Origin of the sequence: Halomonas sp. EF61 (assembly GCF_040147045.1) — a bacterium.
Classification (GTDB): Bacteria; Pseudomonadota; Gammaproteobacteria; order Pseudomonadales; family Halomonadaceae; genus Halomonas; species Halomonas litopenaei.
On sequence record NZ_JAMSHM010000003.1, the window covers coordinates 772177 to 794411 of the forward strand.

General features: G+C 57.7%; 18 protein-coding genes. 6 read left to right on the top strand and 12 right to left on the bottom strand.

What is annotated here, in order from left to right:
- The first annotated feature begins 99 nt into the window (after positions 1-99).
- The 4 genes from NFI08_RS18240 (at position 100) to NFI08_RS18255 (ending at position 5139) form a co-directional block, all read left to right on the top strand.
- A complete protein-coding gene (locus NFI08_RS18240; protein ID WP_349591177.1) occupies positions 100-1722 on the top strand; it encodes a hypothetical protein in 1623 nt (540 codons plus the stop codon).
- A gap of 2 nt (positions 1723-1724) precedes the next feature.
- On the top strand, positions 1725-3722 hold the full coding sequence (locus NFI08_RS18245; protein ID WP_349591178.1) for a hypothetical protein: 1998 nt from the start codon (positions 1725-1727) through the stop codon (positions 3720-3722).
- On the top strand, positions 3706-4101 hold the full coding sequence (locus tag NFI08_RS18250; RefSeq protein WP_349591179.1) for a hypothetical protein: 396 nt from the start codon (positions 3706-3708) through the stop codon (positions 4099-4101). Before NFI08_RS18245 ends, NFI08_RS18250 begins: the two co-directional genes overlap by 17 nt.
- A gap of 144 nt (positions 4102-4245) precedes the next feature.
- On the top strand, positions 4246-5139 hold the full coding sequence (locus NFI08_RS18255) for a hypothetical protein (protein WP_349591180.1): 894 nt from the start codon (positions 4246-4248) through the stop codon (positions 5137-5139).
- A 241-nt stretch (positions 5140-5380) separates the two neighbouring features.
- On the opposite strand, the gene NFI08_RS18260 is transcribed toward NFI08_RS18255, so the two are convergent.
- Together NFI08_RS18260 and NFI08_RS18265 are read right to left on the bottom strand one after the other, a co-directional pair.
- Positions 5381-5737, bottom strand: coding sequence for a tetratricopeptide repeat protein (locus NFI08_RS18260; RefSeq protein WP_349591181.1), 357 nt, complete (start codon positions 5735-5737; stop codon positions 5381-5383).
- An 86-nt stretch (positions 5738-5823) separates the two neighbouring features.
- Positions 5824-6351 (bottom strand): hypothetical protein, encoded by a 528-nt coding sequence (locus tag NFI08_RS18265; RefSeq protein WP_349591182.1) that lies wholly within the window; start codon positions 6349-6351, stop codon positions 5824-5826.
- Positions 6352-7062: 711 nt separating this feature from the next.
- On the opposite strand from NFI08_RS18265, the gene NFI08_RS18270 reads away from it, so the two are divergent.
- Positions 7063-8376 carry a Y-family DNA polymerase gene (locus NFI08_RS18270; RefSeq protein WP_349591183.1) on the top strand — a complete coding sequence of 438 codons (1314 nt, stop codon included), beginning with the start codon at positions 7063-7065 and terminating at the stop codon, positions 8374-8376.
- Between the two features lie 135 nt (positions 8377-8511).
- Here NFI08_RS18270 and NFI08_RS18275 read toward each other — a convergent pair whose 3' ends face one another.
- The 4 genes from NFI08_RS18275 to iolD all read right to left on the bottom strand — a co-directional run bounded on the left by NFI08_RS18275 (position 8512) and on the right by iolD (position 14200).
- Positions 8512-10017, bottom strand: a complete 1506-nt coding sequence (locus tag NFI08_RS18275; protein WP_349591184.1) for a sugar porter family MFS transporter — start codon at positions 10015-10017, stop codon at positions 8512-8514.
- A gap of 157 nt (positions 10018-10174) precedes the next feature.
- Complete coding sequence (locus tag NFI08_RS18280) at positions 10175-11083, bottom strand: TIM barrel protein (protein WP_045994832.1); 909 nt, start codon at positions 11081-11083, stop codon at positions 10175-10177.
- Between the two features lie 50 nt (positions 11084-11133).
- On the bottom strand, positions 11134-12282 hold the full coding sequence (locus NFI08_RS18285; protein ID WP_349591185.1) for a Gfo/Idh/MocA family protein: 1149 nt from the start codon (positions 12280-12282) through the stop codon (positions 11134-11136).
- A 67-nt stretch (positions 12283-12349) separates the two neighbouring features.
- Complete coding sequence (gene iolD / locus NFI08_RS18290) at positions 12350-14200, bottom strand: 3D-(3,5/4)-trihydroxycyclohexane-1,2-dione acylhydrolase (decyclizing) (RefSeq protein WP_349591186.1); 1851 nt, start codon at positions 14198-14200, stop codon at positions 12350-12352.
- An 83-nt stretch (positions 14201-14283) separates the two neighbouring features.
- On the opposite strand from iolD, the gene NFI08_RS18295 reads away from it, so the two are divergent.
- A complete protein-coding gene (locus NFI08_RS18295; protein ID WP_157033131.1) occupies positions 14284-14556 on the top strand; it encodes a hypothetical protein in 273 nt (90 codons plus the stop codon).
- Here the strand turns inward: NFI08_RS18295 and NFI08_RS18300 are convergent.
- From NFI08_RS18300 to NFI08_RS18325, 6 genes are all read right to left on the bottom strand, one after another.
- Positions 14553-15317, bottom strand: coding sequence for an SDR family NAD(P)-dependent oxidoreductase (locus tag NFI08_RS18300; RefSeq protein WP_349591187.1), 765 nt, complete (start codon positions 15315-15317; stop codon positions 14553-14555). The genes NFI08_RS18295 and NFI08_RS18300 overlap by 4 nt on opposite strands.
- A gap of 61 nt (positions 15318-15378) precedes the next feature.
- Positions 15379-16161 carry an HpcH/HpaI aldolase family protein gene (locus NFI08_RS18305; RefSeq protein ID WP_349591188.1) on the bottom strand — a complete coding sequence of 261 codons (783 nt, stop codon included), beginning with the start codon at positions 16159-16161 and terminating at the stop codon, positions 15379-15381.
- Between the two features lie 19 nt (positions 16162-16180).
- Positions 16181-17110 carry an SMP-30/gluconolactonase/LRE family protein gene (locus NFI08_RS18310; RefSeq protein WP_349591189.1) on the bottom strand — a complete coding sequence of 310 codons (930 nt, stop codon included), beginning with the start codon at positions 17108-17110 and terminating at the stop codon, positions 16181-16183.
- A 91-nt stretch (positions 17111-17201) separates the two neighbouring features.
- Entirely contained in the window at positions 17202-18929 is a 1728-nt protein-coding gene (gene araD, locus NFI08_RS18315) for an L-arabinonate dehydratase (RefSeq protein ID WP_349591190.1), read from the bottom strand.
- Positions 18930-19058: 129 nt separating this feature from the next.
- Positions 19059-20309 (bottom strand): Gfo/Idh/MocA family protein, encoded by a 1251-nt coding sequence (locus NFI08_RS18320; RefSeq protein ID WP_349591191.1) that lies wholly within the window; start codon positions 20307-20309, stop codon positions 19059-19061.
- Between the two features lie 698 nt (positions 20310-21007).
- The gene (locus tag NFI08_RS18325) at positions 21008-22039 is read right to left on the bottom strand and encodes a LacI family DNA-binding transcriptional regulator (RefSeq protein ID WP_349591192.1); all 1032 of its coding nucleotides are present in this window, start codon (positions 22037-22039) and stop codon (positions 21008-21010) included.
- Positions 22040-22235 lie beyond the last annotated feature (196 nt).

A 22235-nucleotide genomic window follows, 5' to 3' on the forward strand; every position in this document is an offset into this window, starting at 1 on the left:
CTGTCTCCAGACGGCAGTGCCCACCTACGCGGGGAGTCCCAACTAAATCTAAAGCGCTTCTTGTATAGGGGTTCAGCCAGTCATAGAGCTAACCTCGCCATGCAAATAATCGACCGTGGCGAACTTGGCGATCCGCAGTTGGAACGTCTTGAGCTTCTTCTGGCGGTCAAAGACGAGATCATGACCCGCCTAGTTGCTGGCCAATCACCTAATTCGGTTCCACACTATATTGTGACCCTCACGCAATTCTTTCAGTTTCTGGAGGAACATCAGTGTTCGTTCGGTCTGGAGCAATTGGAAGCGAATTATCTAAAATACGCCGAATATCTATTTATTAAGTCGAAGAGCAAAAAATCGACTATTAACGCAAGAACAGCCTATATTAAAGCGTCAACGTTGTCGTCACTCTTTGGTCAGATTTTAAGCATTCCAGGGACTGTGCGATTAGTTAACAGAACACGTTTGCGCGCTTCCCCTACCGCCAGAAAAGCGGTGAGCAAAACGGCCGAGAAGCAGAGTCTTGAGGCAACTTTCAAGCAGGGGCATTTTTTGGTTGATCTTATAGCGGGACTATCGATTGAGGAAGTTTACGGCTCATTACCTCTAACAATCCCAGTTCGTTCCGGACTGGCCGAACATGCTCAGGTGAAACTATTTGCAGGGTTATCCGAGCCGGATTGGCATTCGACACCAAAAGACAAATGGAGCGTTAAACAAAAAGCGAAATATCGAGCCGCCATGCGGCTCAGGCAGCCCGTGCAGACTATAAATGGTACGGGAGGAGCAGGGAGATGGATCTTGGTAAATCTCCGTGTCCAGGCGGAGTTTCTAATTTTCCTTGCACAAACAGGAATGAATTTGACACAAGCCAAGGAGTTGAATCGAGGCACCCTGAAATACAAACCGCTCGGCGATAGCTGGAACGTACGGTGTTACAAAAATCGGAAGGGTGGTGAGGTGAGCTTTCGGATTTATAAATCATACAAGCCATTCCTTGAAAGCTATCGGTCATTCATTAGCCATTTTTTTCCAGAGTCGGAACTCCTATTTCCTTTGTTTGATAAAAATGGTCAGGGGGAAAGCCAGACCAGGAGCGGCTTGACCTCATTGTTACTGATTCGATCCGTATTAACCCAACATGATATCCCTTGGGTGACGCCAAGTGATTTACGGAATACCAGAGTGAATTGGTTGTTGCGCCGCTCAGGGAACCCAGACCTGACAGCTGAGATGGCGCAGCACACCCGTGAGGTGCTGAGCCAGCAGTACGAGCGACCCAGTCAGCAGCGTGCAATGGTCGAAATCACGCAGTTTTGGGACAAGCATGATCCAATTAAACAAGGCGATCTCACTGGGTCAGTCATTGCCAGTAGCTGTAATGGCCAGCCTGAGGCGACAGATGATAAACCTGACTATGTCGTCGAACCTAACTGCGTTAATCCATCCGGCTGCTTGTGGTGCCGTCATCACCGGGATTCAGATACCGAAGATTACGTCTGGTCGCTGACCTCACTGCGCCACCTTAAGGCCATCGAAGCAAGCATGACACTGACCCGCGAAGCAGTACCCGCTGATCGAGTGCTAGAGCGTATAACAGCGAAACTCACATGGTTCCAAAGGTCCAGTCCTCTACGCGCTCAATGGGTCGCGGAGGCGCAGAAACGAATCGAAGAAGGCGATTATCACCCAAACTGGTCCCCCGTTATTGAGTTTCTGGAGTAAGGATGAACGCCGAAAATTTGCGCTTTATGTCTCCGTCCACACTGGTCACAAACGAGTCCGAGCTGTATCGACCCCCGAGTTTTCCACCGCCTGACGATTGGGTGATATCAGTCGATGAGGAGGGGCGTGACCTGTCACGCTTCGGGGATGATTTCTGGGATTATCGAGCTTTTGAGAGATCCGCTACGTTTAATTTCATTAAAGGGAAGATTTCGTATGCCAATGTTCAGTTCGTCAAGCAGGCGATATTTTTGGTGCTATACCACCCTAGGCTGTTTCCGGGAAGGATCAGAAGTTGTGCCTATTGTTTCCAATGCATGGAGAAAATTGCCAAGGTCTGCGATGAACAAGGAATATTAATCACTGATTTGTCCCAGTTCCCCCGCGTTCATCAACATATTGCAGAAGCGCTGCAAGGTGCCAGCTACAAGATTTATATTAATTTTCTTCACAAGCTGCGACTACATGGTGGCGCTTTTAATTTTGAAATTGCTGATGAAAGGACTCTGACCTATCTTGTTTCCCAGCAGCAGAGCTGGGAGAAAATTCAAACCCCGTATATCCCGCCGAGAATCTGGAGCTACCAAGTCAATCGACTAAACGAGTGTCTCGATGATTTTCTGGAGCATCAAGCGGCGATTGAAGAAGCGTTTACCTGGATATCGAAGGCCTATGAACACAATTTGGCAGCGGTTCCTAAGTTCGATAGATATCAAAGCCCTTTTACTCAACAACGTTCTTACAACAATCGCCGTATTTTATTTAACGGAAGTTTTGATGATTTTCTGGTCGAATACCGTTTATTGGAAATCTTTGAAAAGTGGATGGGGCGTGAGAAAAAAAGGAGCGTGGCGCAGCTTGCTAGCTATTTGAACATGGTTAGAGATGCGTCCCTGCTTTACATACTAAATTTTTCTCTGCAACGAGTCAGTGAAGCAATGTCTCTGCGATCTGACTGTTTTTTTATTGAACACGATGAGCGGTTGGGGGAAATTGCACTCATCGTCGGAGAGACAACCAAAACCGATCCAGATGACGATGCACGCTGGGTTGTGCCGAAAACGGTGAAAAAAGCGGTGGATGTGGCGACTAGTATAGCTAGGCTACGAATGCGTCATTATACGGAAGGCACATCAACGTTAGAGTCCGAGAAGACCTCATTTCCGTTGTCGTTGGCCTCCACGGAGCCATGGGCTGCCTCAAAAATCAATTATCGAAACGCGAAGGGAGAAGCAGTGACGCAGCTTCGTTTCGGGCCGTTTATGGCTCTTTACCCTTGCGTGTTCGATCCCCAAGCAATCACTGTGACCGAATCTGACTGGAAGATTGCGGTATCGATGACCCCAAATCTCAGTAGAAAAACTGGGTTTGGGGTCGGCCTCCCCTGGCCTTTTTCTGCCCACCAACTGCGGCGCACCACGAATGTCAATATGTTTGCCTCTAACATGGTCTCTGACAACAGTTTGCAGTGGGTCATGAAGCATTTAAGTCGCAACATGACGCTATACTATGGTCGCAACCACACCAACCTGAGATTGAATTCCGATGCCAAAACGGCTGTCATACTTGAATCATATAGACTGATTTACCGGCAGTTGGTGGATGTGGTGACCGATAGTGTGGAATACGTAAGACCCCACCAAAGAGAGATGATGCCATCAAAGGTTATCGACCTTGTTGAGACCCACGAGGAACGGCAGCTTAGCAAACTCATCAAACAGGGTGCTGTCGGGTGCCGTCGCACACTGCTGGGCTACTGCATGAAAGCCGGTTCCTGTGAATACGGGGGGATTGAATCCGTTTCAAGATGTGCCGGAGGCGATGGCGGAGGTGTCTGTGCCGATGCGATATTCGAACGTAAGAACGAAACTAAACTCAGGCGTCTGAAGTCAGCACATGAAAAACAACTGGAGTCTTTGTTTCCTACTAGCCCGCGCTACAGTGCGTTAAGACAAGAAATTTACGCGATAGAGGTTTATCTTGATGCCATCAACGAATAAGAAGACCGCTGAACAAGCCTTCCGCGAGGCCTTTGAGCGCCTTAAAAAACACAAACCAGAAGTTTTGCCGGCAGGTTCATTGGTAAGCCAGAACAACATTGCACGAGAAGCGGGGCGCGATCCTTCTGCGTTAAAGAAAGATCGATATCCGCTCCTGATTTTGGAGGTACAGGCATACACCAGCGCTCAAGCAGAACAGAGTCAGGCGAGCAAGAAAACCACAGACAATCGCTCTAGGACGGACAAGCAGAAACTGGCTGACTATCGCCAGCAGATTGATCGATTAAGCTCAATAGTTTCAGCTCAGAACTCATACATCGAGGATTTACTGGATGAAATTGAGCAAATAAAGGCTGGAAAAGTGTTGCTTAATCGATAATCGTTCCTTTTTGTTTTACTTGAGGGGCGCCATGCTGTATCTCCTGAATTTGTTATTTATGCATATGTATCTGGCGTGAATTATTTGTTGCTAGTGATAAGAAAATCGGTTACTTTTTTATATGATTAACAAAGGGGATTTTAGGTGAATAAAATATTTTTGGTAGGTGTAATGGCTGTTTTCGGACTGACAGGATGTGCCCCTATGATCTGGAGCCAACGCCTGCCAATGGAAACTGACACGAGGTGTGATAGCTCAGGCACATGCACGGTCAGGGATACCACTATTCAAAACTCCAGAGACAATCTTACATACACATGCAATAAGATAAATGGACAATTAGAGTTCACCCAAAAAACGGGTGTCTATGATGGTGACTTATTGGTTAATGATAAAATCTATAGGTCATATGAGGTAAATGATACTTTGCTCAAAAAAGCTATATATAGCAATGATCTTTGGTCTTACTCTGGTACAGGCGAGGGCGGTACTAAACGAAGAATATTAGTTGATTCACAGAGCCTAAGGAATGTCGAGTCGAATTGTAGCGTTGACCAGGACTATGTCGATAGAGTAGAAGAAGAACGTCAGCAACGCATGGAAGGATATGCTGAAGCTATAAAGCAAGAGAATGCAGATAGAGAATTTAGAGATAATGCATTTTCTGTTGCGTCTGATACGTTTGGTGCTGAGGTGATTGGCGAAGAACTTGGCTTGCACGATGATATACTAGCTCATCCGGAGATGCTGACCAGATCTCCATTTGTCTTTGAAGGTGTTAACGATTTTGGATATCAAGTGCAGCAGCAGATATCTGGAGACTTGTATCTTGTTATGAGTGATTATGCTCCCGCAAGGAATAACTCTCTGCCTATATTGTTGTCATATGATGGGCAGCTGATAGAAAAAAGTTATATAGAAAACTTTATTGGAGTTTATCTTGGTATAGAGAGGTACAGTACAGCGTTTGGTATGAAGCAAGCAGCGGTAATACGAATAGAAGAATATAACCCTCCTGTTGATCCTGACAGGTGGTGAATACTGTCACATCACATATAGCCCGTGGCTCCTTGAACTATAGGCTCAGGGGGCCTGCTGCCACAGGAACTGGTCGAGTGTATTTAGTGCGGCTACGAGCTAGGATCGGTCTCGTGAGCCACCGTAGCGATCAAGTTTATTCTTAAGTTCCTGCCTGACAAAGCCTTTCGCGATCCATCATTCGATAAACTGTAATGCCCCCTCCATAGCTGCACAATACACTGCGCAGCTCTGGAGGGGGTCACTTTAACTTTGCTTGTAATCGATCTATATTTTTGTTTAAGGATTGAATATCTTTCAACCAGTCCTCTGGACTATTAAGGTCGTTAGACTCACGATACCTAACAAGGCCTTCTACAGCTTGCCGATAGCTTTCAATTGCTTTTTCTGTTTCACTAAGTTTTTCATATGCCATGCCAATCTCTTTATAGAAAAGAGGAGTCATTATACGAATAAACTTCGCCTCTTTATCCAAAGATATTATCATTCTGGCTACTTCAACAACTTGGCCATGCTCTTTAGCGCGCTTGTGTTCATTAAGCGGCTTACGAAGTTCTTGCCAACGGTCAAACTGGTTTTGATTAAATAATTCAGGCATTATTGGTGCCTCCATGTAACGTTGCGCACGTTGGTGCGGGCTTGGCAGCGTCTGTAACCTGAAGTCTGCGTAGCTCTTTTACCTTGCTAGCATTTTCTTTCGACGTACGCTTTAAGTGTGCATTGTTCTTGACAAAAGTCAGTGAGATCAACAATAAGTAAGCCTTGTTGCTTCGCCCATTTCAAGGGGCCTTTAGTGTCTAGTGTGAGCACGATCGAATGCACTGATCTTGCCGCTAAAGATAAATCAGCTTCGTTTCTATAAAGACCGGACTTTCGCTTTGTATCACCTACCCTGCCTTTATAAGATAAAATTAAAGCTTTTTCATCTTGCCCTATGTATCGGCCATCCTCATAACCGCCAACCCGCTGATCCTCAGTGCTGTGATGATTATTAAAAAAGCCAAAAATCCTATCGATTTTTATTTCCCACAACTCAATTCGATTAGCGATGTATTTTTCAAGGGTGGGATCGTGGGAAATAGCACGATTTTCCAAGATTTGTTCGCCAACAATTCTCAATTCATAGTTGTTCTCCGGGAACTCTTTTTTTAGATCAATATCGTTTTCATATAGAAAGTTCCATACATTGCTATCTATGTATATGTATTCCACGCAACCTCCTATTCGCTACGCTGATTTAGTAGTAGGGGAGAAACCGCAACGGGAAAAACGTCGCTATACCTCGCCTTTTTAAGCGAAACGCTACAGGCTGCGTCCAATCGCCAGCTTAACAATTGGTGCTACAGTGTCCGGTGTAATTCCACGCTCACTACAGTATCTGGTTTGCAACCAATCCGAAAGCATCTTCTGTCCCTTGCTAGCATTGCAACCGCAGCAACAGAGAGCAATGTTTTCTCTGGTGATAATTCTCGCATCATTGATGATGTGCTCCCAGCTTGCCGCAGACCTCCTTGAAACTTTCACAGAGGTAAATTCGTTGCCGCAGTAGACACACACTTTATCTCTTCCACGGACTTCTCTTTCCAGCCCACCAGGGATATTCCAATTGTTTGCCATCGTACCTCTTCCTCTTGACAGTGATCAGTCTTTCCCGCATACCATTGAATGAAAGATTCTTCGTGTTCATTGACGTTATACTGGATGATCTTCACATTATAATCTTTTTAAACTCTGATATATTCAATAACTTTCGATTATATAATAGCAATCATCGGGCTATCTACCAAACACAGAAGAGCAGATCCGAGGTATTTACTGGGAAGACCGTTTCGATGTTCAACAAAGGTGGTACTTATAACTTTAGAAGTATGGACATATATTGTCCATGTTGACAGCAAAAAATCGCGCAAACTATGGACATGAATGAGAGCATGGGAACCCTCGTACAGGGCGCGCTCATCGTACGTCAATGGCAATGTCATTCGTAGTTACAACTTCTACGTCAGCTGCGAGCGGGTCTTCGACCCCTCGCTTCGCGGCAAGCCTGTGGGGGTGCTGTCCAACAACGACGGCTGCGTCATCGCCCGCAGCCAGGAGATCAAGGACCTCGGCGTTGCCATGGGCATGCCTGCCTTCAAGATCGATGGCGCGCTGCGCAGACAGTGCATCCTGCTGTCGAGCAACTATGCGCTCTACGGCGACATGTCACGTCGGGTAGTCGATACGCTGCGGGAGTTTGCTCCCGCCGTCGAGGTGTACAGCATCGACGAGTGCTTTCTCGACCTGGCGGGCATGGCGCCCGCCGGGCTGGACGCCCACTGCCGGCGCTTGCGACATACGGTGATGCGCCACACCGGCATTCCCGTCGGCGTCGGCGTGGCGACCAGCCGAACCCTGGCAAAGATCGCCAACCACCAGGCCAAGAAGGATCCCCGCGCAGACGGCGTCCACGTACTCGAGGCCGATTCAGCGGCAACCCGAGCCCTGCTGCAACGCCTGCCGGTCACCGAGGTCTGGGGCGTTGCCGGGCGCACCGCCGCCCGGCTTGGGCAGCTCGGCATCGAGTCCGCCTGGCAGCTACGTGAAGCCGACCCCAAGCATATTCGCCGCCATTTCAGCGTGGTGCTGGAACGCACGGTACGCGAGCTTCGCGGCGAATCCTGCATCCGCCTCGACGACGTCGCCGCCCCGCGCGAACGGATCATGACCAGCCGCTCCTTTGGCCGGCCCACCGATGATCTCGCGCAGTTGCGACAGGCAGTGCGCGCCCACGCCGGCCGCGGTGCTGAAAAGCTGCGTGGTCAGGGCAGCGTGGCGCGGGCGCTGCTGGTGTTCTTGAAGACCAACAAGCATCGCCAGGATCTGCCCCAGCACCATCCTTCGCTGGTGGTTCCACTGGAGCGTCCCAGCGACGACAGCCTCGAGATCGTGGCAACCGCGACCCGGGCGCTTGCACGTATCTATCGCCCAGGCCACCAGTACATGAAGGCCGGCGTGATGCTGCTAGACCTCGCCGACAAGGCAAGCCTGCAGCAGGATCTGTTTGCCGTCGACGACGGCAAAAAAGAACGCAATCAACGCCTGATGGACACCCTGGACGCGATCAACCAGAAGCACGGTCGCGGCGCCTTGAGCCTTGGCAAGACCAGCGTGGACGCGGCCTGGCAACTCAAGTGCGAACACCGCACCTCAGGCTACACCACCCGCTGGGATGAACTGCCGATCGCCAGGCTATAGCCACACACGATAGCGTCACGCCATGCCCTTGGCCCTGCCGGTTATCCCCGCCAACACGACGCTGCCCCTGGCCCCGTTATCACGGGGGCAGGGGCAGCGGTGACGATCAGCCATTACGGCCTGGTGAAAGGATGACTACTCCGAGGTGACACTCTTGCCTTGCCTGGTCAGCTCGCGGCGCCGCTTGCTCAAACGTGTGGCGGTGATGTCTTCCAGCTCCTCCAGCGTCTTGCCCTTGGTTTCCGGCACGTAGCGCAGGACCACCAGCAGGCTGATCAGCGTCAGCACCGCATACAGCCAGAAGCTGAAGCCACCCCCCGTCATCTCATTGAGGAAGGCATTCTCGCGCAGCATGGGGAAGGTCTGGGTGACCATGAAGCCCATGAACCACTGCGCGGCCACCGCCAACGACATGGCCCGCGCGCGGATGGCGTTGGGGAAGATCTCCGAGATCAGCGTCCAGCACACGCAGCCCCAGGAGATGGCGAAGGACACCACGTAGACAATCAGCGCGATAAGTGCGCCCGGCCCGGCCTCGCCCCCAGCAATCACAATGCCGAGGAAGATCATGGCCACCATGCTGCCGAGGCTACCCGCCACCAGCAGCGGACGACGGCCGACCTTGTCGATCAACAGCATGCCCAACAGGTTGCCGCCAACAAAGGTGACCCCCATGATCGACGTCTGCAGAAGCGCATCCTCGTTGCTGGTGGTCACCGACGACAGCACGTCAGGCGCGTAGTACATCACCACGTTGATGCCCGTCAGCTGCTGAGCGGCGGCGATGAAGACACCGATCATCACCAGACCAAAGGTGCCCTTGGCGCGCAGCGACACCTTGCGCTGCTTCTTGCCACGCTCGAACGACTTCTGGATATCACCAAGGGTCTGCTCGATGGCCTCAGCCCGGTAGAAGCGTCCCAGCACTCGCCGCGCCTCGTCGATCCGCCCTTTCAGCACCAGCCAGCGTGGTGACTCGGGCACGAAGGGAATCAGTACCGCAAACAGGATCGAAATCACCGCTTCCGAGCCCAGCATCCAGCGCCAGCCGAAATTCAGTATCCAGGTTTCGGCCATCCCCTTGGCGATGAAGTAATTGACGAAGAACACCACCATCTGGCCGAACACCACCGACTGCTGGAACAGACTCACGGTACGCCCGCGCAGGTAACCGGGTGACATCTCGGAGATGTACATGGGCGCGATGACGCTGGCCATGCCGACGGCCACGCCACCGACCATGCGCCACCAGATGTAGCTCTCGAAGGTGCCGGCAAGACCAGAACCAAAGGCCGAGGCGGTGAACATCAGAGCAGACAGCAGAAAGACCGCTCGGCGGCCGTACAGGGTCGAAAGCCAACCGGCGATGAGGGCGCCGCCGATGCAGCCGATGACCACCGACGATACCGCCCAGCCCTTGGCGGCGGGTGAAAGATCGAAGTACTCGGCGATGGGACCGATGGCGCCGGAAATGACCCCGGTGTCATAGCCGAACAGCATACCGCCAAGGGCGGCGACCAGGATGATCTTGACCAGATAGACCAGCTGGGTGGATGTCAGTTGTTGCTGCTGACTGGCCGGTGGTGACACACCGGCCGGTGAAGGGGCAGCACTGGCGCTGCCATCGTGTGACGTGGGCATGGTGACCTCTCGTTGAAGGTTGTTGTAGTACCAAGAGTCCTGCTTGCGCAGGCATGACAAGACGTCACACCCCGATCTCGCTGGCGGATGACGTACACACGGCTGAGCCCTTTGCCCCCCACCGAGGCCACCCAGGCCACGGGGAGGAGTCTGTCCATCAGGCCTCGGCCAAACCCTGTTGCAGAATGTGGCGCTCGATGAACTCGCGACTCTCGCGGGCGTTATCCAGGGCATCGTTGTCCCTGGTCGGATCCACGTCCTGCTCGACGGTGATCCAGCCCTGATAGCCGATGGCGGCCAGGCTTTCGCGCACGGCATCGAAGTCGACACTGCCCTGGCCCAGCGGGCAGAACACGCCCTGACCGATGGCGCGGTAGAAGTCGGTGCCCTGGGCCACCACATCCTCAAGCACTGTGGCCTGGACATCCTTGAAGTGGATGTAGACGACTCGCTCTCCGTAGTGGCGAATCAGCTCGGCGGGATCGATGCCGGCATACAGGCTGTGGCCGGTATCGACACACAGCTTGACCAGGTCCTGATCGAGCTCCGCCATGGCACGGTCGACCTCATCGCGGTACTCGATGTAGCTGCCGGCGTGAGGATGGAGCACCGGTATCACCTGATACTGGTGACAGATCTCGGCCACCTGCCGAATGGTGCACATCATTTCCGCCCACTGGACGTCGCTCAGTCGGGTGGCCGAGGCCTGCTGCCCCGCCTGATCGGTACGTGGCGAACTGACGTGATCGATGATCACCATGTAGCTACCCTGCTGGGGTTTGAGCACCTCGCAGGTCGCCCGGGTGTAATCGAGGATCTGCTGTCGCTGCTCGGGATCGTGCAGGTGCTTGAAGATGGTGCCGGCCACCAACGAAAGCCCCCGCTGCTCAAGCGCCTCGGCCAGCGTGTCCGAAGACGTGGGCAGGTAGCCCAAAGGGCCCAGTTCGGTGGCGTTGAAGCCGGCCCCGGACAGTTCGTCCAGCACCGTGAACCAGGGGGGATTGGCCGGGTTGTCGGCAAATTCGATGCCCCAGGAACAGGGGGCATTGGCAAGCTTGATCTGCATCTTGGTGGTCCTCAGGTTGTTGGTGGCGTGCTTGGCGATGCAACGAAGGGCTAGAACGCCACCCAGGCGCCATCGTTGTCGGCGGACTCGACGCAGCACTCGAGCAGGCGCACGCCTTCGATGCCGTCGTCGATGTCCGGATACCACAGGCCGCCAGCGGCGCCGTGCATCGCCAGGGCGTAGCGGTGATAGAGGTTGGCCCAGGATTCAAAGAAACCCTCGGCATGGCCGCCGCCGATACGATTGCAGGCCACGCCCGGATCGTCAGTCGCCAGATACCCCATGCCCCGCTCGAGAATGCGCACCGGCTGGTTCTGCACTTCGTGGCGCAACTGGTTGGGATATTCGTCCCACCATTCGAGGCTGGCCCTCTCCCCGACGATGCGAATCTTCTGCTGATGCATGGAGCCGGCATTGACGGCACTGGCCCACAGCGACCCCACGGCGCCGCTCTGGTACTGCAACAACACCTGGGCGTTGTCCTCCAGCGGTGCCCGGGTCGCCACGAAGCTCTGGCGATGACACAGCAGCCGTTCGACCTTGAGCCCAGTGATGAACTGGCCAAGGTGGAAGGTGTGGGTGCCGAGATCCCCCAGAACGTAGGTCGGGCCTGACACTGCGGGACTGGTGCGCCATTTGGCGCCACTGCTGGTCTGCTCTACCGGCTGACTGTGAAAGCCATGGGCAAACTGCATGTTGACCAGGCGTATTTCGCCCAGCTCGCCGGACTGCACCATGGCCCGGGCCTGGTGCAGCATGGGATAGCCGCTGTAGCCATACATGACGCCGAACACCAGGCCCCGCGCCTGGGCTTCGGCCTTCAATTGCTGCGCTTCGGCCACGGTGAAGGTCACCGGCTTCTCGCAGATGACGTGCAGTCCGGCCTTGAGGGCAGCAAGACCGATCGCGAAATGCGTGCTGTTGGGGGTGGCGATGCTGACCGCCTGGATGCCATCGTCGCGCACCGCTTCGGCACGCAGCATGCTGGCGTAGTCCGGGTAGCAGCGCTGGGCGTCGACACCCAGACGACTGCCGAAGTCGCGCCCGCGCTCGGCGTCCAGGTCAAAGGCGCCGGCCACCAGCTGAAACAGGCCGTCGCGCTGTGCCGCGGCCCGGTGGGCATGGCCGATCTCGCTGCCCCTGCCTCCGCCGACCATGGCCCAGCGCAGCGGGGTGAGTTGGTGTTCCTCGTTGAACATTGGTTGTTCTCCGGTGAGTCAGTGGCATGTCACCGAGCCAGGGCCACGCCCTGGCTCGGTGGCGTGGCTAGATACCGCGACGCTGGTGGACACGACCGGCGTCCATGGCGGCGACGCGCTCGGCGTCGACCCCATCGGGCACCTGCTGCGGCAGTCCCACGTCCCACCAGCAGTCGCAGGAGGACCACTTGGTGGGATCGATATCGACCACGATGACGTAGGTACGCGGACTCTCCTGGGCACGCTCGTAGGCGGCGCGGAAGTCGGCGATGTCGCCAAGGTGCTCGCCATGGGCGCCCTGGGCACGGGCATGCTGGAGAAAGTCGACGCGCACCAGTTCATCTGCCTGACTGCGACAGTCGGCCAGCATGTTGTTGAAGGAGGGATTGCCGCTGTTGTTCTGCAGCTTGTCGATCACGGCGTAACCGGCGTTGTCGCACACCACCACGATCATCTTGTGGCCGGTCAGCACCGAGCTGTAGATATCAGAGTTCAGCATCATGTAGGAGCCGTCACCGACCAGCACCACCACCTCGCTGTCGGGGTTTGCGATCTTGGCGCCCCAGCCGCCGGCGATTTCGTAGCCCATGCACGAATAGCCAAACTCGATGTCGAACTTGCCAAGCTGTCGGCTCTGCCAGTTCATGTTGAGCTCTGCCGGCAGACCGCCGGCGGCGGTCAGCACGGTGTCCCCCGGCTGCTGCACCGCATTGACCGCGGCCACCACCTGGGCGTAGGACGCCACCTGGCCGGGCGTGATCTCGCCGCGCCGAGCGCACAGTGCCTTCCACTCGGCCGCCAGCGCCTGTGCGCTGTCCAGCCAGGCGGCGTCTGCCTGCCAGTCGCCCAGAGCGTCATCGAGCCGCGCCAGACTGTGTCGGGCATCACCGACGACCGCCAGCGCCCGATGCTTGTGCGCATCGGTGGGTGCCACGTTGAGCGACACCATGGCAAGGTCCGGATGCCGAAACAGCGACCATGACCCGGTAGTGAAATCCTGAAGCCTGGTGCCCACGACCAGCAGCAGATCGCAGTCGTGTGCCAGGGCGTTGGCCGAGTCGCTGCCGGTGACGCCGACAGGTCCCGCGTTGCAGGGGTGTGACTGCAGCAACGAGGCGCGACCGGCGATGGTCTCCACCACCGGGATGCGGTGGCGCACGGCAAAGTCCGCCAGGCGCTCGTTGGCCTTCGAATAATGCACTCCGCCACCGGCCAGGATCAGCGGCCTTTCGGCCTTCTTCAGCAAGGCGATGGCCTCGTCGATGCTGCGGCTGTCGGCTTCGGGGCGGCGAATCCGGTGCACGCGCTCCTCGAACAGCGCCTGGGGATAGTCATACACCAGCCCCTGCACGTCCTGGGGCAGCGAGATCAGCACCGGCCCGCAGTTGGCGGGGTCCAGCAGGGTTGCCACCGCCGCCGGCAGCGACTGGATGATCTGCGCCGGGTGGGTGATGCGATCCCAGTAGCGGGTGACGGGCTTGAAGGCGTCATTGACGCTCAAGCCTGGCTGATGAGGGTGCTCCACCTGCTGCAGCACGGGGTCCGGCAGACGGCTTGTATGGGCATCACCGGCCAGCATCAACAGCGGCAGGCGGTTGGTGTGGGCGATGCCGGCGGCGGTGATCATATTGGTCGCGCCCGGCCCGATGGAGGTGGTGGCGATGCCGATCCGCTCGCGCCGATTGGCCTTGGCATAGGCCACCGCCGCCATCGCCATCGACTGTTCGTTCTGCCCCCGCCACAACGGAATCACGTCCTGGATGCGGTTGAGCTGCTGGCCGAGGCAGGTCACGTTACCGTGACCAAAGATGGCAAAGCCGCAGCCAAACAGCGTATCGATGTGTCCGTCCCGCTCGACCTTCTGGGCCGCCAGAAAGCTGGCAATGGCCTCGGACACCGTCAATCTTGTCGTCTTCATTTCTTTCTCCCGTCATCTCGAAGGCTGCATCGAAGTACCGGCGAACGGATGAATTCCGTCTTCCGGACGCTGACGACTGGCCCATGAATATCTCGTTCACTGTGATCGCTCGCTGTGAGCGTTCATTGCGATCGCTCGCTGCGGTCACCGACAGCGCAAACCCGCTGCAGACCTTCACCGCACCATGTCTTGCCGCGCTGCTTGCCGCACTGCTTGCCGCACTGCATGAAAACGTTTTCATTCGTCGTCAAAAAAGAGAGGCTGACACTTGCCCTCTGCGTGCTGGCCCTGGCGCTCTGCGCGAATCCGTCAGCCGGTGGCTAACCCGCTACCCGTGCCAGGCGCTCCTGGGCTAGACCAGTCCACCATCCACGATAAAGGTCTGGGCGCTGATCATCTGGCTGTCGTCTGCGGCAAGAAACAGCACCATCCGGGCGATATCCTCTGGCTTGACGCGCTGGTGGAGGCTCTGATTCTCGAGCACCTGCTGCTCGAGTTCTGCGCTCCACCACAGGGACTTCTGCCGCTCCGTGATCACCCAGCCTGGCAGCACGGTGTTGACGCGGATGCCTGCGTCGCCCATGTCCCGGGACAAGGTTCTGGTCAGCCCTATCGTGGCCGCCTTGGCACTGGAGTAGGCACAGATATCCCGTGAACGCCGCATGAAGCTGGGGGAGCTGAAGTTGATGATGGACCCGCCCCCGGCCGCCTTCATGCCGGCGAAGACGGCCTGGCAAGCAAACACCGCATGGCGCAGATTGGTCGCCTGCAGGTCGTCCCAGGTGTCGACGTCCAGTTCACTCAAGGGGACACGGGTGTCCCGCGCCGCATTGTTGACCAGCACCTCGACCGGGCCGAACGCGCCAGCCGCCTGCGCGATCGACGCCCGCAGCGCTTCGATGTCGATCACGTCGCAGCGGGTAAACGCCACCTGGCCGCCCTGGCGCTGCAGTCGTTGCGCCAGTAGTGAGCCCGCCTGCTCGTCGATATCGATGAAACTGACGCAGGCCTTCTGCTCGCAGAAATGCTCGACCAGGCTGGCACCGATACCGGACGCCCCACCGCTGATGAACACATGGCGCCCCTCGAGGCTCGGATACCGTGCATAGCTGTCCAATCGAAAACCCTCCACATCACCTGGATGTTCTGCCCTGCTTCATCTGCGACGCCTAAGGCTCTCAATAACCTGCCTTTCCCGTCGCCTCGCGCTGCATCTCCTGCAGAATGCTGCTCGAACCTGCCACCAGCATTCGCGCATCCGACGACACCGTCACCAGATCGCATCCACGGACCAGCATTTCGCGGGCGTGTGCCGCGCTGCCGTTATGGATACCGACGATCTTTCCCTGCTGGCGACAGCCATCGACCAACCGCTGGATGATGGCGTCAAGCTCGCCATCGTCATGGTCGAACCCCGGCGTCTTGCCGTGGGACAGTGCCAGATCCGCGGGACCGATATAGATACCGTCGAGGCCTTCCACCGCGAGGATCTCCTCGAGATTCGCCACGCCTTCCCGGGTCTCGATCATCGCCAGCACCAGCAGCTCGTGGTTGGCATGGGTGACATAGTCATTGCCGGCATAGAGCATGGCGCGGTGGGGACCGAAGCTGCGCACTCCCAGGGGCGGATAGCGGCAGGCCGCCACCAGTGCCCGCGCATCCTCGGCACTGTTGATCAGCGGGGCGATGACACCGTACGCCCCGGCGTCCAGCACCTTCATGATCAGCCCCGACTCGAGGCTCGGCACCCTGACCAGCGGAACCGTCGGGGTGGTCGAAATGGCCGTCAACATCTCCACCAGCTGGGGGTAGTCGATCAAACCGTGCTGCATGTCGATGGTCAGGCTATCCCAGCCCTGGTGGGCCATGACCTCGGCAGAAAAACCGCAGGGCAACGACAGCCAACCATTGACCACGCCCGTGCCTTCCTTGATGTGCGACAGAATTCGATTGGTTCTCATGGTCTGCTCCGTATAGGGCTCACAAGAATGCCGGAGGGGAAGACGGCGCCGGCTCGGCGTGTCGGCTCGCGCCGCCGAAGGTCGCGACCGGCACACCCGGTACCTCGACCTCCAGCGCAAGGACACTGCCGGACAGCGGAAACGCCGCCAGATCGGCCTCGGACAGTCCCTTGCGCAGGGTGGTGACAAACAGGGTCTTCATGTCCGGGCCGCCAAAGCACGGCATGGTCGGCCCCGTGCATGGCAGCGATACCTGTCGCGCCAGACGCCCGCGATCGTCCCAGTAGTTGAGCACGCCGCCGAACACACCGGCGCTCCAGTACCCACCTGCGACGTCGGTGGCGCCACCGTCGGGACGTCCGTGCACGGCGGGATCGGTCACCGCCATGACCCGGGGCGCCCCCATGACGCCGCTCTCCAGGCAATAGTCGGCGACATAGAGGGTGTCGCGGCGCGTATCGCTGAAGTAGAGACGCCGGCCGTCGGCGCTCCAGGCCAATCCGTTGGCAACGATGAATCCCTGGTGCAGACGTGTGGTCTCGCCCGAACGGGACACGCTGTACAGAGAGCCAAGCGGGCGCGACCTGCACTGCTCATCCATGGTCCCCACCAGCAGACGCCCGTCGGGGCCTACCTTGCCGTCATTGAAGCGTGTGCCGGCCAGTGGCTCGCCGGGAGGACAGCAGAGAAATTCAAGCGCCCCGCTTGACGGTTCGAAAAGATGGATGCCCGAGCGCATCGCCACCACCAGGCGGCCATCGTCGCAACGACCGAAGGAGCCCAGGGTTTCCGGCAACACCCAGCGCTGGCGATGACCATCCGCAAGCCGCCAGGACTCGATCGCCGGGGCATAGAGGTCGGCCCACAAGAGGCACCCCGTCTCGGCGTCCCAGACCGGCGATTCGCCGAGCTCGGCACGACTTTCGATCAGCACTTCGACGCTGGTCATATCCCCTGCTCCCCTGTTGGCAACGCCACCGGCCACGCCGGGCGACGTACCGGGCGACGTACCGGACGACGTAAAGAACGCTGTCCCATGCTCAGTAGATGTCCGGCTCGGGAATGCTGCCGGGCGCCCCTTTGGCGAAGTCGAAGTCGCAGCCTTCATCCGCCTGAGTCACGTGCGCCTTGTACAGCGCGGCATAGCCATGCGGATGGCGATCTGCCGGCGGCTGCCAGTCTTCGAGTCGACGGCGGATTTCCGCCTCCTCGACCAGCAGGTCCAGGCGCCGATTGGGCACGTCCACCGAGATGATGTCCCCGGTCCTGACCACCGCCAGGGGGCCGCCGACCGCCGACTCCGGCGTCACGTGCAGGATGCAGCTTCCGTAGCTGGTGCCGCTCATGCGGGAGTCCGAGATGCGCAACATGTCACGCACCCCCTGCTTGAGCAGCTTGCCGGGGATCGGCATCATCCCCCACTCCGGCATGCCAGGGCCGCCCACCGGCCCGCCGTTCTTGAGCACGATGACGCTGTCGGCCGTCACCGGGAGATCCTCGTCGTCGATGTGTGCCTTGAGCTCGGCGATGGTCTCGAACACGAAGGCCGGCCCCTGGTGAACATGCAGCCGCGGATCGGCCGCGGTCGGCTTGATGATGGCTCCCTTTGGCGCCAGGCTGCCGCTGAGCACGGCGGTCCCGCCGGAACTGTTGACCGGTTCCTCAAGCGAGTGAATGACCTCCGGTCGCCAGACCCTTGCCCCTTCGATATTGTCGCCGAGGCGGCGGCCTGTGACGGTCATGGCGTCGAGCGCCAGCTCCTCGCCGATCGTCGACATCAGCGCCGGCAGTCCCCCGGCATAGAAGAAGTCCTCCATCAGGAACTCCCCGGATGGCTTGAGGTTCAGCACCAGAGGCACGCGTCGCGATATCTCGTTGAAGCGCTCCATCGGCAGGTGAATGCCGAGGCGCCCCGCCATGGCGACGAGATGAATGATGGCGTTGGTGGAACCACCGATCGCCATGTCCACTGCGATGGCATTGTCAAAGGATGCCTCGCTCATCACGTCGGTGGGCTTGAGGTCTTCCCACACCATGTCCACCGCCCGCTTGCCGCTGGCGAAGCACATCCGTGAATGGTTGGCGTCCACCGCCGGGATGCTCGAGGCCCCCGGCAGGCTCATGCCCAAGGCCTCGCCGATCGACATCAGGGTGGCCGCGGTCCCCATCGTCATGCAGGTCCCCGCCGATCGGGCGATACCGTTCTCGATGTCGTTCCAGTCGGCCTGGGAGATGTTGCCGATGCGACGCTCGTCCCAGTACTTCCAGACATCGGTACCGCTACCCAGCACCTGCCCGCGAAAGTTGCCACGCAGCATAGCACCGGCCGGTACGTAGATGGTCGGCAGATTCATCGAAATGGCGCCCATCAGCACGCCAGGGGTGGTCTTGTCACAGCCGCCCATGACCACGGCGCCATCCACCGGGTAGCTTCTCAAGAGCTCTTCCACTTCCATGGCCAGCATGTTGCGATACATCATGGCGCTGGGCTTCATCAGCTGTTCGCCCAACGACATCGCCGGCAATTCCACCGCAAAGCCCCCGGCGGCGGTAATCCCGCGCTTGATATCCTTGACCCGCTCGGGAAAGTGGGAGTGGCAGGTATTGAGATCATTCCAGGTATTGATGATGGCGATCACCGGCTTGCCGACGAACTCCTCATCCCAATAGCCCATCTGCTTCACTCGGGAACGATGTCCGAATGAACGAAGATCATCTCGCTTGAACCAGCGATTACTGCGCAGATCATCCACATTTTTCGCGTGCATTGCGTTCTCCTGAGCCACACTTCAGCCTCACCACTTTGGCCGTCCTGCCGGTTATTGTTGTGTCACCACCGCCATCCCGTACGGGGCGGCGTTACATCCAGCCCCTGATGGGGTATCGAAGCCAAATGCCTAGGGGGATGTTGCTGGCATCGCCACCCACTCCCCATTGGCATTACTTGATGCCAAGGCTGTCGCCACGAACTCCACCCCGCGCACCCCCGCTCGGAGGTCCGGATACCAGTACGCCAGGGGGTCGGCTCTGGTCCCATGACGCGCGGCATCAATCACCTCGAACAGGTCGCTGTACAGGCTGGCAAAGGCTTCTCGGTAGCCCTCCGGGTGACCAAAGGCCACACTCGATACCCGCCGGGAGGCCGGGTGCAGTCCTGGCGCGCCCTTGGACAACCATTGAGGGGCGTCGTCCAGGCGTCGGAACAGCAGCTTGTCGGGATTTTCCTGGTGCCACTCGAGGCCGCCCTTGCTGCCGAAAATACGAAAGCAAAGGCCATGCTCGGCGCCGGCAGCCGCCTGGGTGATCCACATCATGCCCCTGGCGCCATTGGTGTAACGCAGCATCAGGTTGGCGTTGTCATGGGCCGTGCGCTCGGGCACCACGGCGACCACATCGGCGCTGACTTCACGGGTACTGAGCCCCGAAACGTACTCCAGCATGTGGAAGGCATGGGTGGCGATGTCACCCAGGATCAAGGATTCGCCCGCGACGGCGGCTTGCATATGCCAGTCTTCTCCCGCCACTTCGGCATCGCTCATCCTGGCCAGATGACCCTGGACGTAGTCGCACTGGAGCTGTCGAATCTCGCCCAGTTCCCCCGCCTCGATCATGGCCCTGGCCTGACGCACCATGGGGTAGCCGGTGTAGCCGTAGGCCACACAGAAGCATCGCTCGCCTCGTTTCGCCAAGGCTTCGAGTGCCCGCGCTTGCGCCAGGCTGTTGGTCAGCGGCTTTTCACACACCACGTGAAAGCCCAGTTCCAGCGCCAGCCTGGCCAGCGCAAAGTGCGAGTCATTGGGGGTCAGGATGGCGACAACCTCGGCGCCGTCCTCACGGGCGGCTTCCTCGCGCAACAGCGTCTCGCCGTCGCCATAGCCACGCGCAACGCCCAGCTGCCGTGCCTGTTGTAGCGAACGGTCGGCGTTCGACGACAGCGCCGCTGCCACCAGCTGGTAGCGCCCATCCATCTGCGCCGCCGCCCGGTGAACCTGACCGATAAACGACGCAACGCCACCACCGATCATCGCCAGCCGCAGTGGACGGGCTGCCTCGGCTTCGCAGGATGCCTGCGGCGAGGCTTGCCCTGTCATCGGCAAGGAAGATTGGGCTGAGGTATCGCAGACGTCAGACATCGGTCGCTGTGTCATGTGTTGAACCTTTTCAAGAACCTTTTCAAGAACCTTTACCGAAAGCCTTTATCGAGCGCCGCTATCGACTAACTTTATCGACTAACTTTATCGACTAACTTTATCGATCAACTTTATCGATGCTGAATGGCAGACACTCGAGCCTTGGAGCTTGGAGTGGACGACACCTGGTATCGATGGAACTGGTATCGGCGCCCTCCTTCATGTCGACCGAGGCTAGCGCATCAAAAACGCTTTTGAAAACGTTTTCATCGCGATTTATACCAAGGATTAATTCACGAAAAACTCATCGTATCGCCTCGCTTATCCTCGATTAATACGGACCAGGCTAAGCGATCTCTTACATAGAAAAGAAATCTCTTCAAAGAATATTGCGGTTACATTTACACCTGGATAAGCGATACCTAGACACGAGGGCACCGATGTCGTCGACGCGGAGCGTGCAACACCCTCCCCTCGACGCCACATGATTCGGCGCGATCCCCCATTGCGTACAGGCTGAGGGCTCACCGCCGAGACACCGCCCTGTTCAGGGGCGGCAAAAAGGAGAGTTCAAGAAATCACGGGATTGGCTGCAAATACCAGAAGTGAGTAAAAGCGAAGACCTTACTCAGAGATATCGCCAACTGACCAAGCCATCGACGGACACTCGATCAGCCATCCCGCCTGCCCACGGACAACCGGGAATGACGGCATCCTCAGGTGATGCGACGCGTCGTGCTGCGCTGGACAATATGACAGGGCAGCAGGACGCGATCGGCTGACACGGCGGGCCGCTGCACACGCTCGAAAAGCCCCGCCACCGTCCGTTCCACCATGTCACTGAACGGCTGGCGAATGGTCGTCAGGTCAAATGACCGACTGGAGGCAAACTGAATATCATCGATGCCGACCACGCCGACGTCGTCGGGGACCCTTAACGAAAAGTCATGGCGGATCGCATCCAGCCCACCACAGGCCATGATGTCATCGAAGTAGAAGATGCTGTCGGGCATACCGGGGGTGCTGTTCAGCAGCTCGCAGGTGGCCGTGTAGCCTGCCTCGTAACTGTGCCTCAGGCCTTCGGCATGGCCATGCAGACGCTGTCCACGCTTCTCGAGTCGCTGCGAGAAACCACGCAGGCGATCCTGGGTGGCCTGCTCGTTGGAAGAGGCCCCGACATAGGCCGGCCGACAATAGCCGCTGTCCAGGAGGTGATCGGCCGCCATCCGCCCCATCTCCTCGTCATCACAGGTCACCACCAGAGCGCCGGAATCCGGCGCATCGCGCCCGAAGACCGCCACCGGGGTCCTGTGCTGCTCGCAGGCTTCGACCAGTTCGGCAGGCACCGAGGCGGACGTCACGATCAGCGCATCCACGTGATACTCCATCACCAGGGAGACGGCCTCCTCGATGCTCTTGGCGGTATTCACGTTGATCAACAAGGTGTGGCAGTTGTAGCGCTGAATGGCGGAAGAAAACTCGCTGAGAATGGCGAGATAGGCAGGGTTCTCGAAGTTGGTGACGAGGATGCCGATCAGACTGGAGCGTGACTTGATGCCACGCGCCAGGCGGTTCGGCTTGTAGCCAAGACTGTCTGCCACCGCGAGGATTCTGCTGCGCATCTCGGGGGAGCTGCTGCCGTTGGGATTCATGGCGCGTGACACCGCCGCGATCGACACCCTGGCCTCGCGCGCCACGTCGGTGATGGTGACGCGCCCCGACGGCGACCGGTCGCTCGTTTTCGTCATGCCAACTACTCCTTTGCGGGCTCGCTTCCTCGGATCACCCAACCGCGGCGCCTTCAGGCCCCTCGCGACATTCTACAGCGTCTCGAGCGTCGCACACCGTCGCCGAACTGCGCACCGTCTTGTTGCACTGGCGAATCTCGTGATGGACACCTTGGCTCGCCTTGAAATCCAGCAGCCTGGCTTGCCAGCAGAAAAT

Excerpts from the sequence above, each read along its gene's own strand:
- NFI08_RS18240 (WP_349591177.1), top strand. The coding sequence starts at position 100 with ATGCAAATAATCGACCGTGGCGAACTTGGCGATCCGCAGTTGGAACGT.
- NFI08_RS18270 (WP_349591183.1), top strand. The coding sequence starts at position 7,063 with ATGAGAGCATGGGAACCCTCGTACAGGGCGCGCTCATCGTACGTCAAT.
- iolD (WP_349591186.1), bottom strand. The coding sequence starts at position 14,200 with ATGAAGACGACAAGATTGACGGTGTCCGAGGCCATTGCCAGCTTTCTG.
- NFI08_RS18280 (WP_045994832.1), bottom strand. The coding sequence starts at position 11,083 with ATGCAGATCAAGCTTGCCAATGCCCCCTGTTCCTGGGGCATCGAATTT.
- NFI08_RS18245 (WP_349591178.1), top strand. The coding sequence starts at position 1,725 with ATGAACGCCGAAAATTTGCGCTTTATGTCTCCGTCCACACTGGTCACA.
- NFI08_RS18325 (WP_349591192.1), bottom strand. The coding sequence starts at position 22,039 with ATGACGAAAACGAGCGACCGGTCGCCGTCGGGGCGCGTCACCATCACC.
- NFI08_RS18275 (WP_349591184.1), bottom strand. The coding sequence starts at position 10,017 with ATGCCCACGTCACACGATGGCAGCGCCAGTGCTGCCCCTTCACCGGCC.
- NFI08_RS18305 (WP_349591188.1), bottom strand. The coding sequence starts at position 16,161 with ATGAGAACCAATCGAATTCTGTCGCACATCAAGGAAGGCACGGGCGTG.
- NFI08_RS18295 (WP_157033131.1), top strand. The coding sequence starts at position 14,284 with ATGAATATCTCGTTCACTGTGATCGCTCGCTGTGAGCGTTCATTGCGA.
- araD (WP_349591190.1), bottom strand. The coding sequence starts at position 18,929 with ATGCACGCGAAAAATGTGGATGATCTGCGCAGTAATCGCTGGTTCAAG.
- NFI08_RS18250 (WP_349591179.1), top strand. The coding sequence starts at position 3,706 with ATGCCATCAACGAATAAGAAGACCGCTGAACAAGCCTTCCGCGAGGCC.
- NFI08_RS18320 (WP_349591191.1), bottom strand. The coding sequence starts at position 20,309 with ATGACACAGCGACCGATGTCTGACGTCTGCGATACCTCAGCCCAATCT.
- NFI08_RS18310 (WP_349591189.1), bottom strand. The coding sequence starts at position 17,110 with ATGACCAGCGTCGAAGTGCTGATCGAAAGTCGTGCCGAGCTCGGCGAA.
- NFI08_RS18260 (WP_349591181.1), bottom strand. The coding sequence starts at position 5,737 with ATGCCTGAATTATTTAATCAAAACCAGTTTGACCGTTGGCAAGAACTT.
- NFI08_RS18285 (WP_349591185.1), bottom strand. The coding sequence starts at position 12,282 with ATGTTCAACGAGGAACACCAACTCACCCCGCTGCGCTGGGCCATGGTC.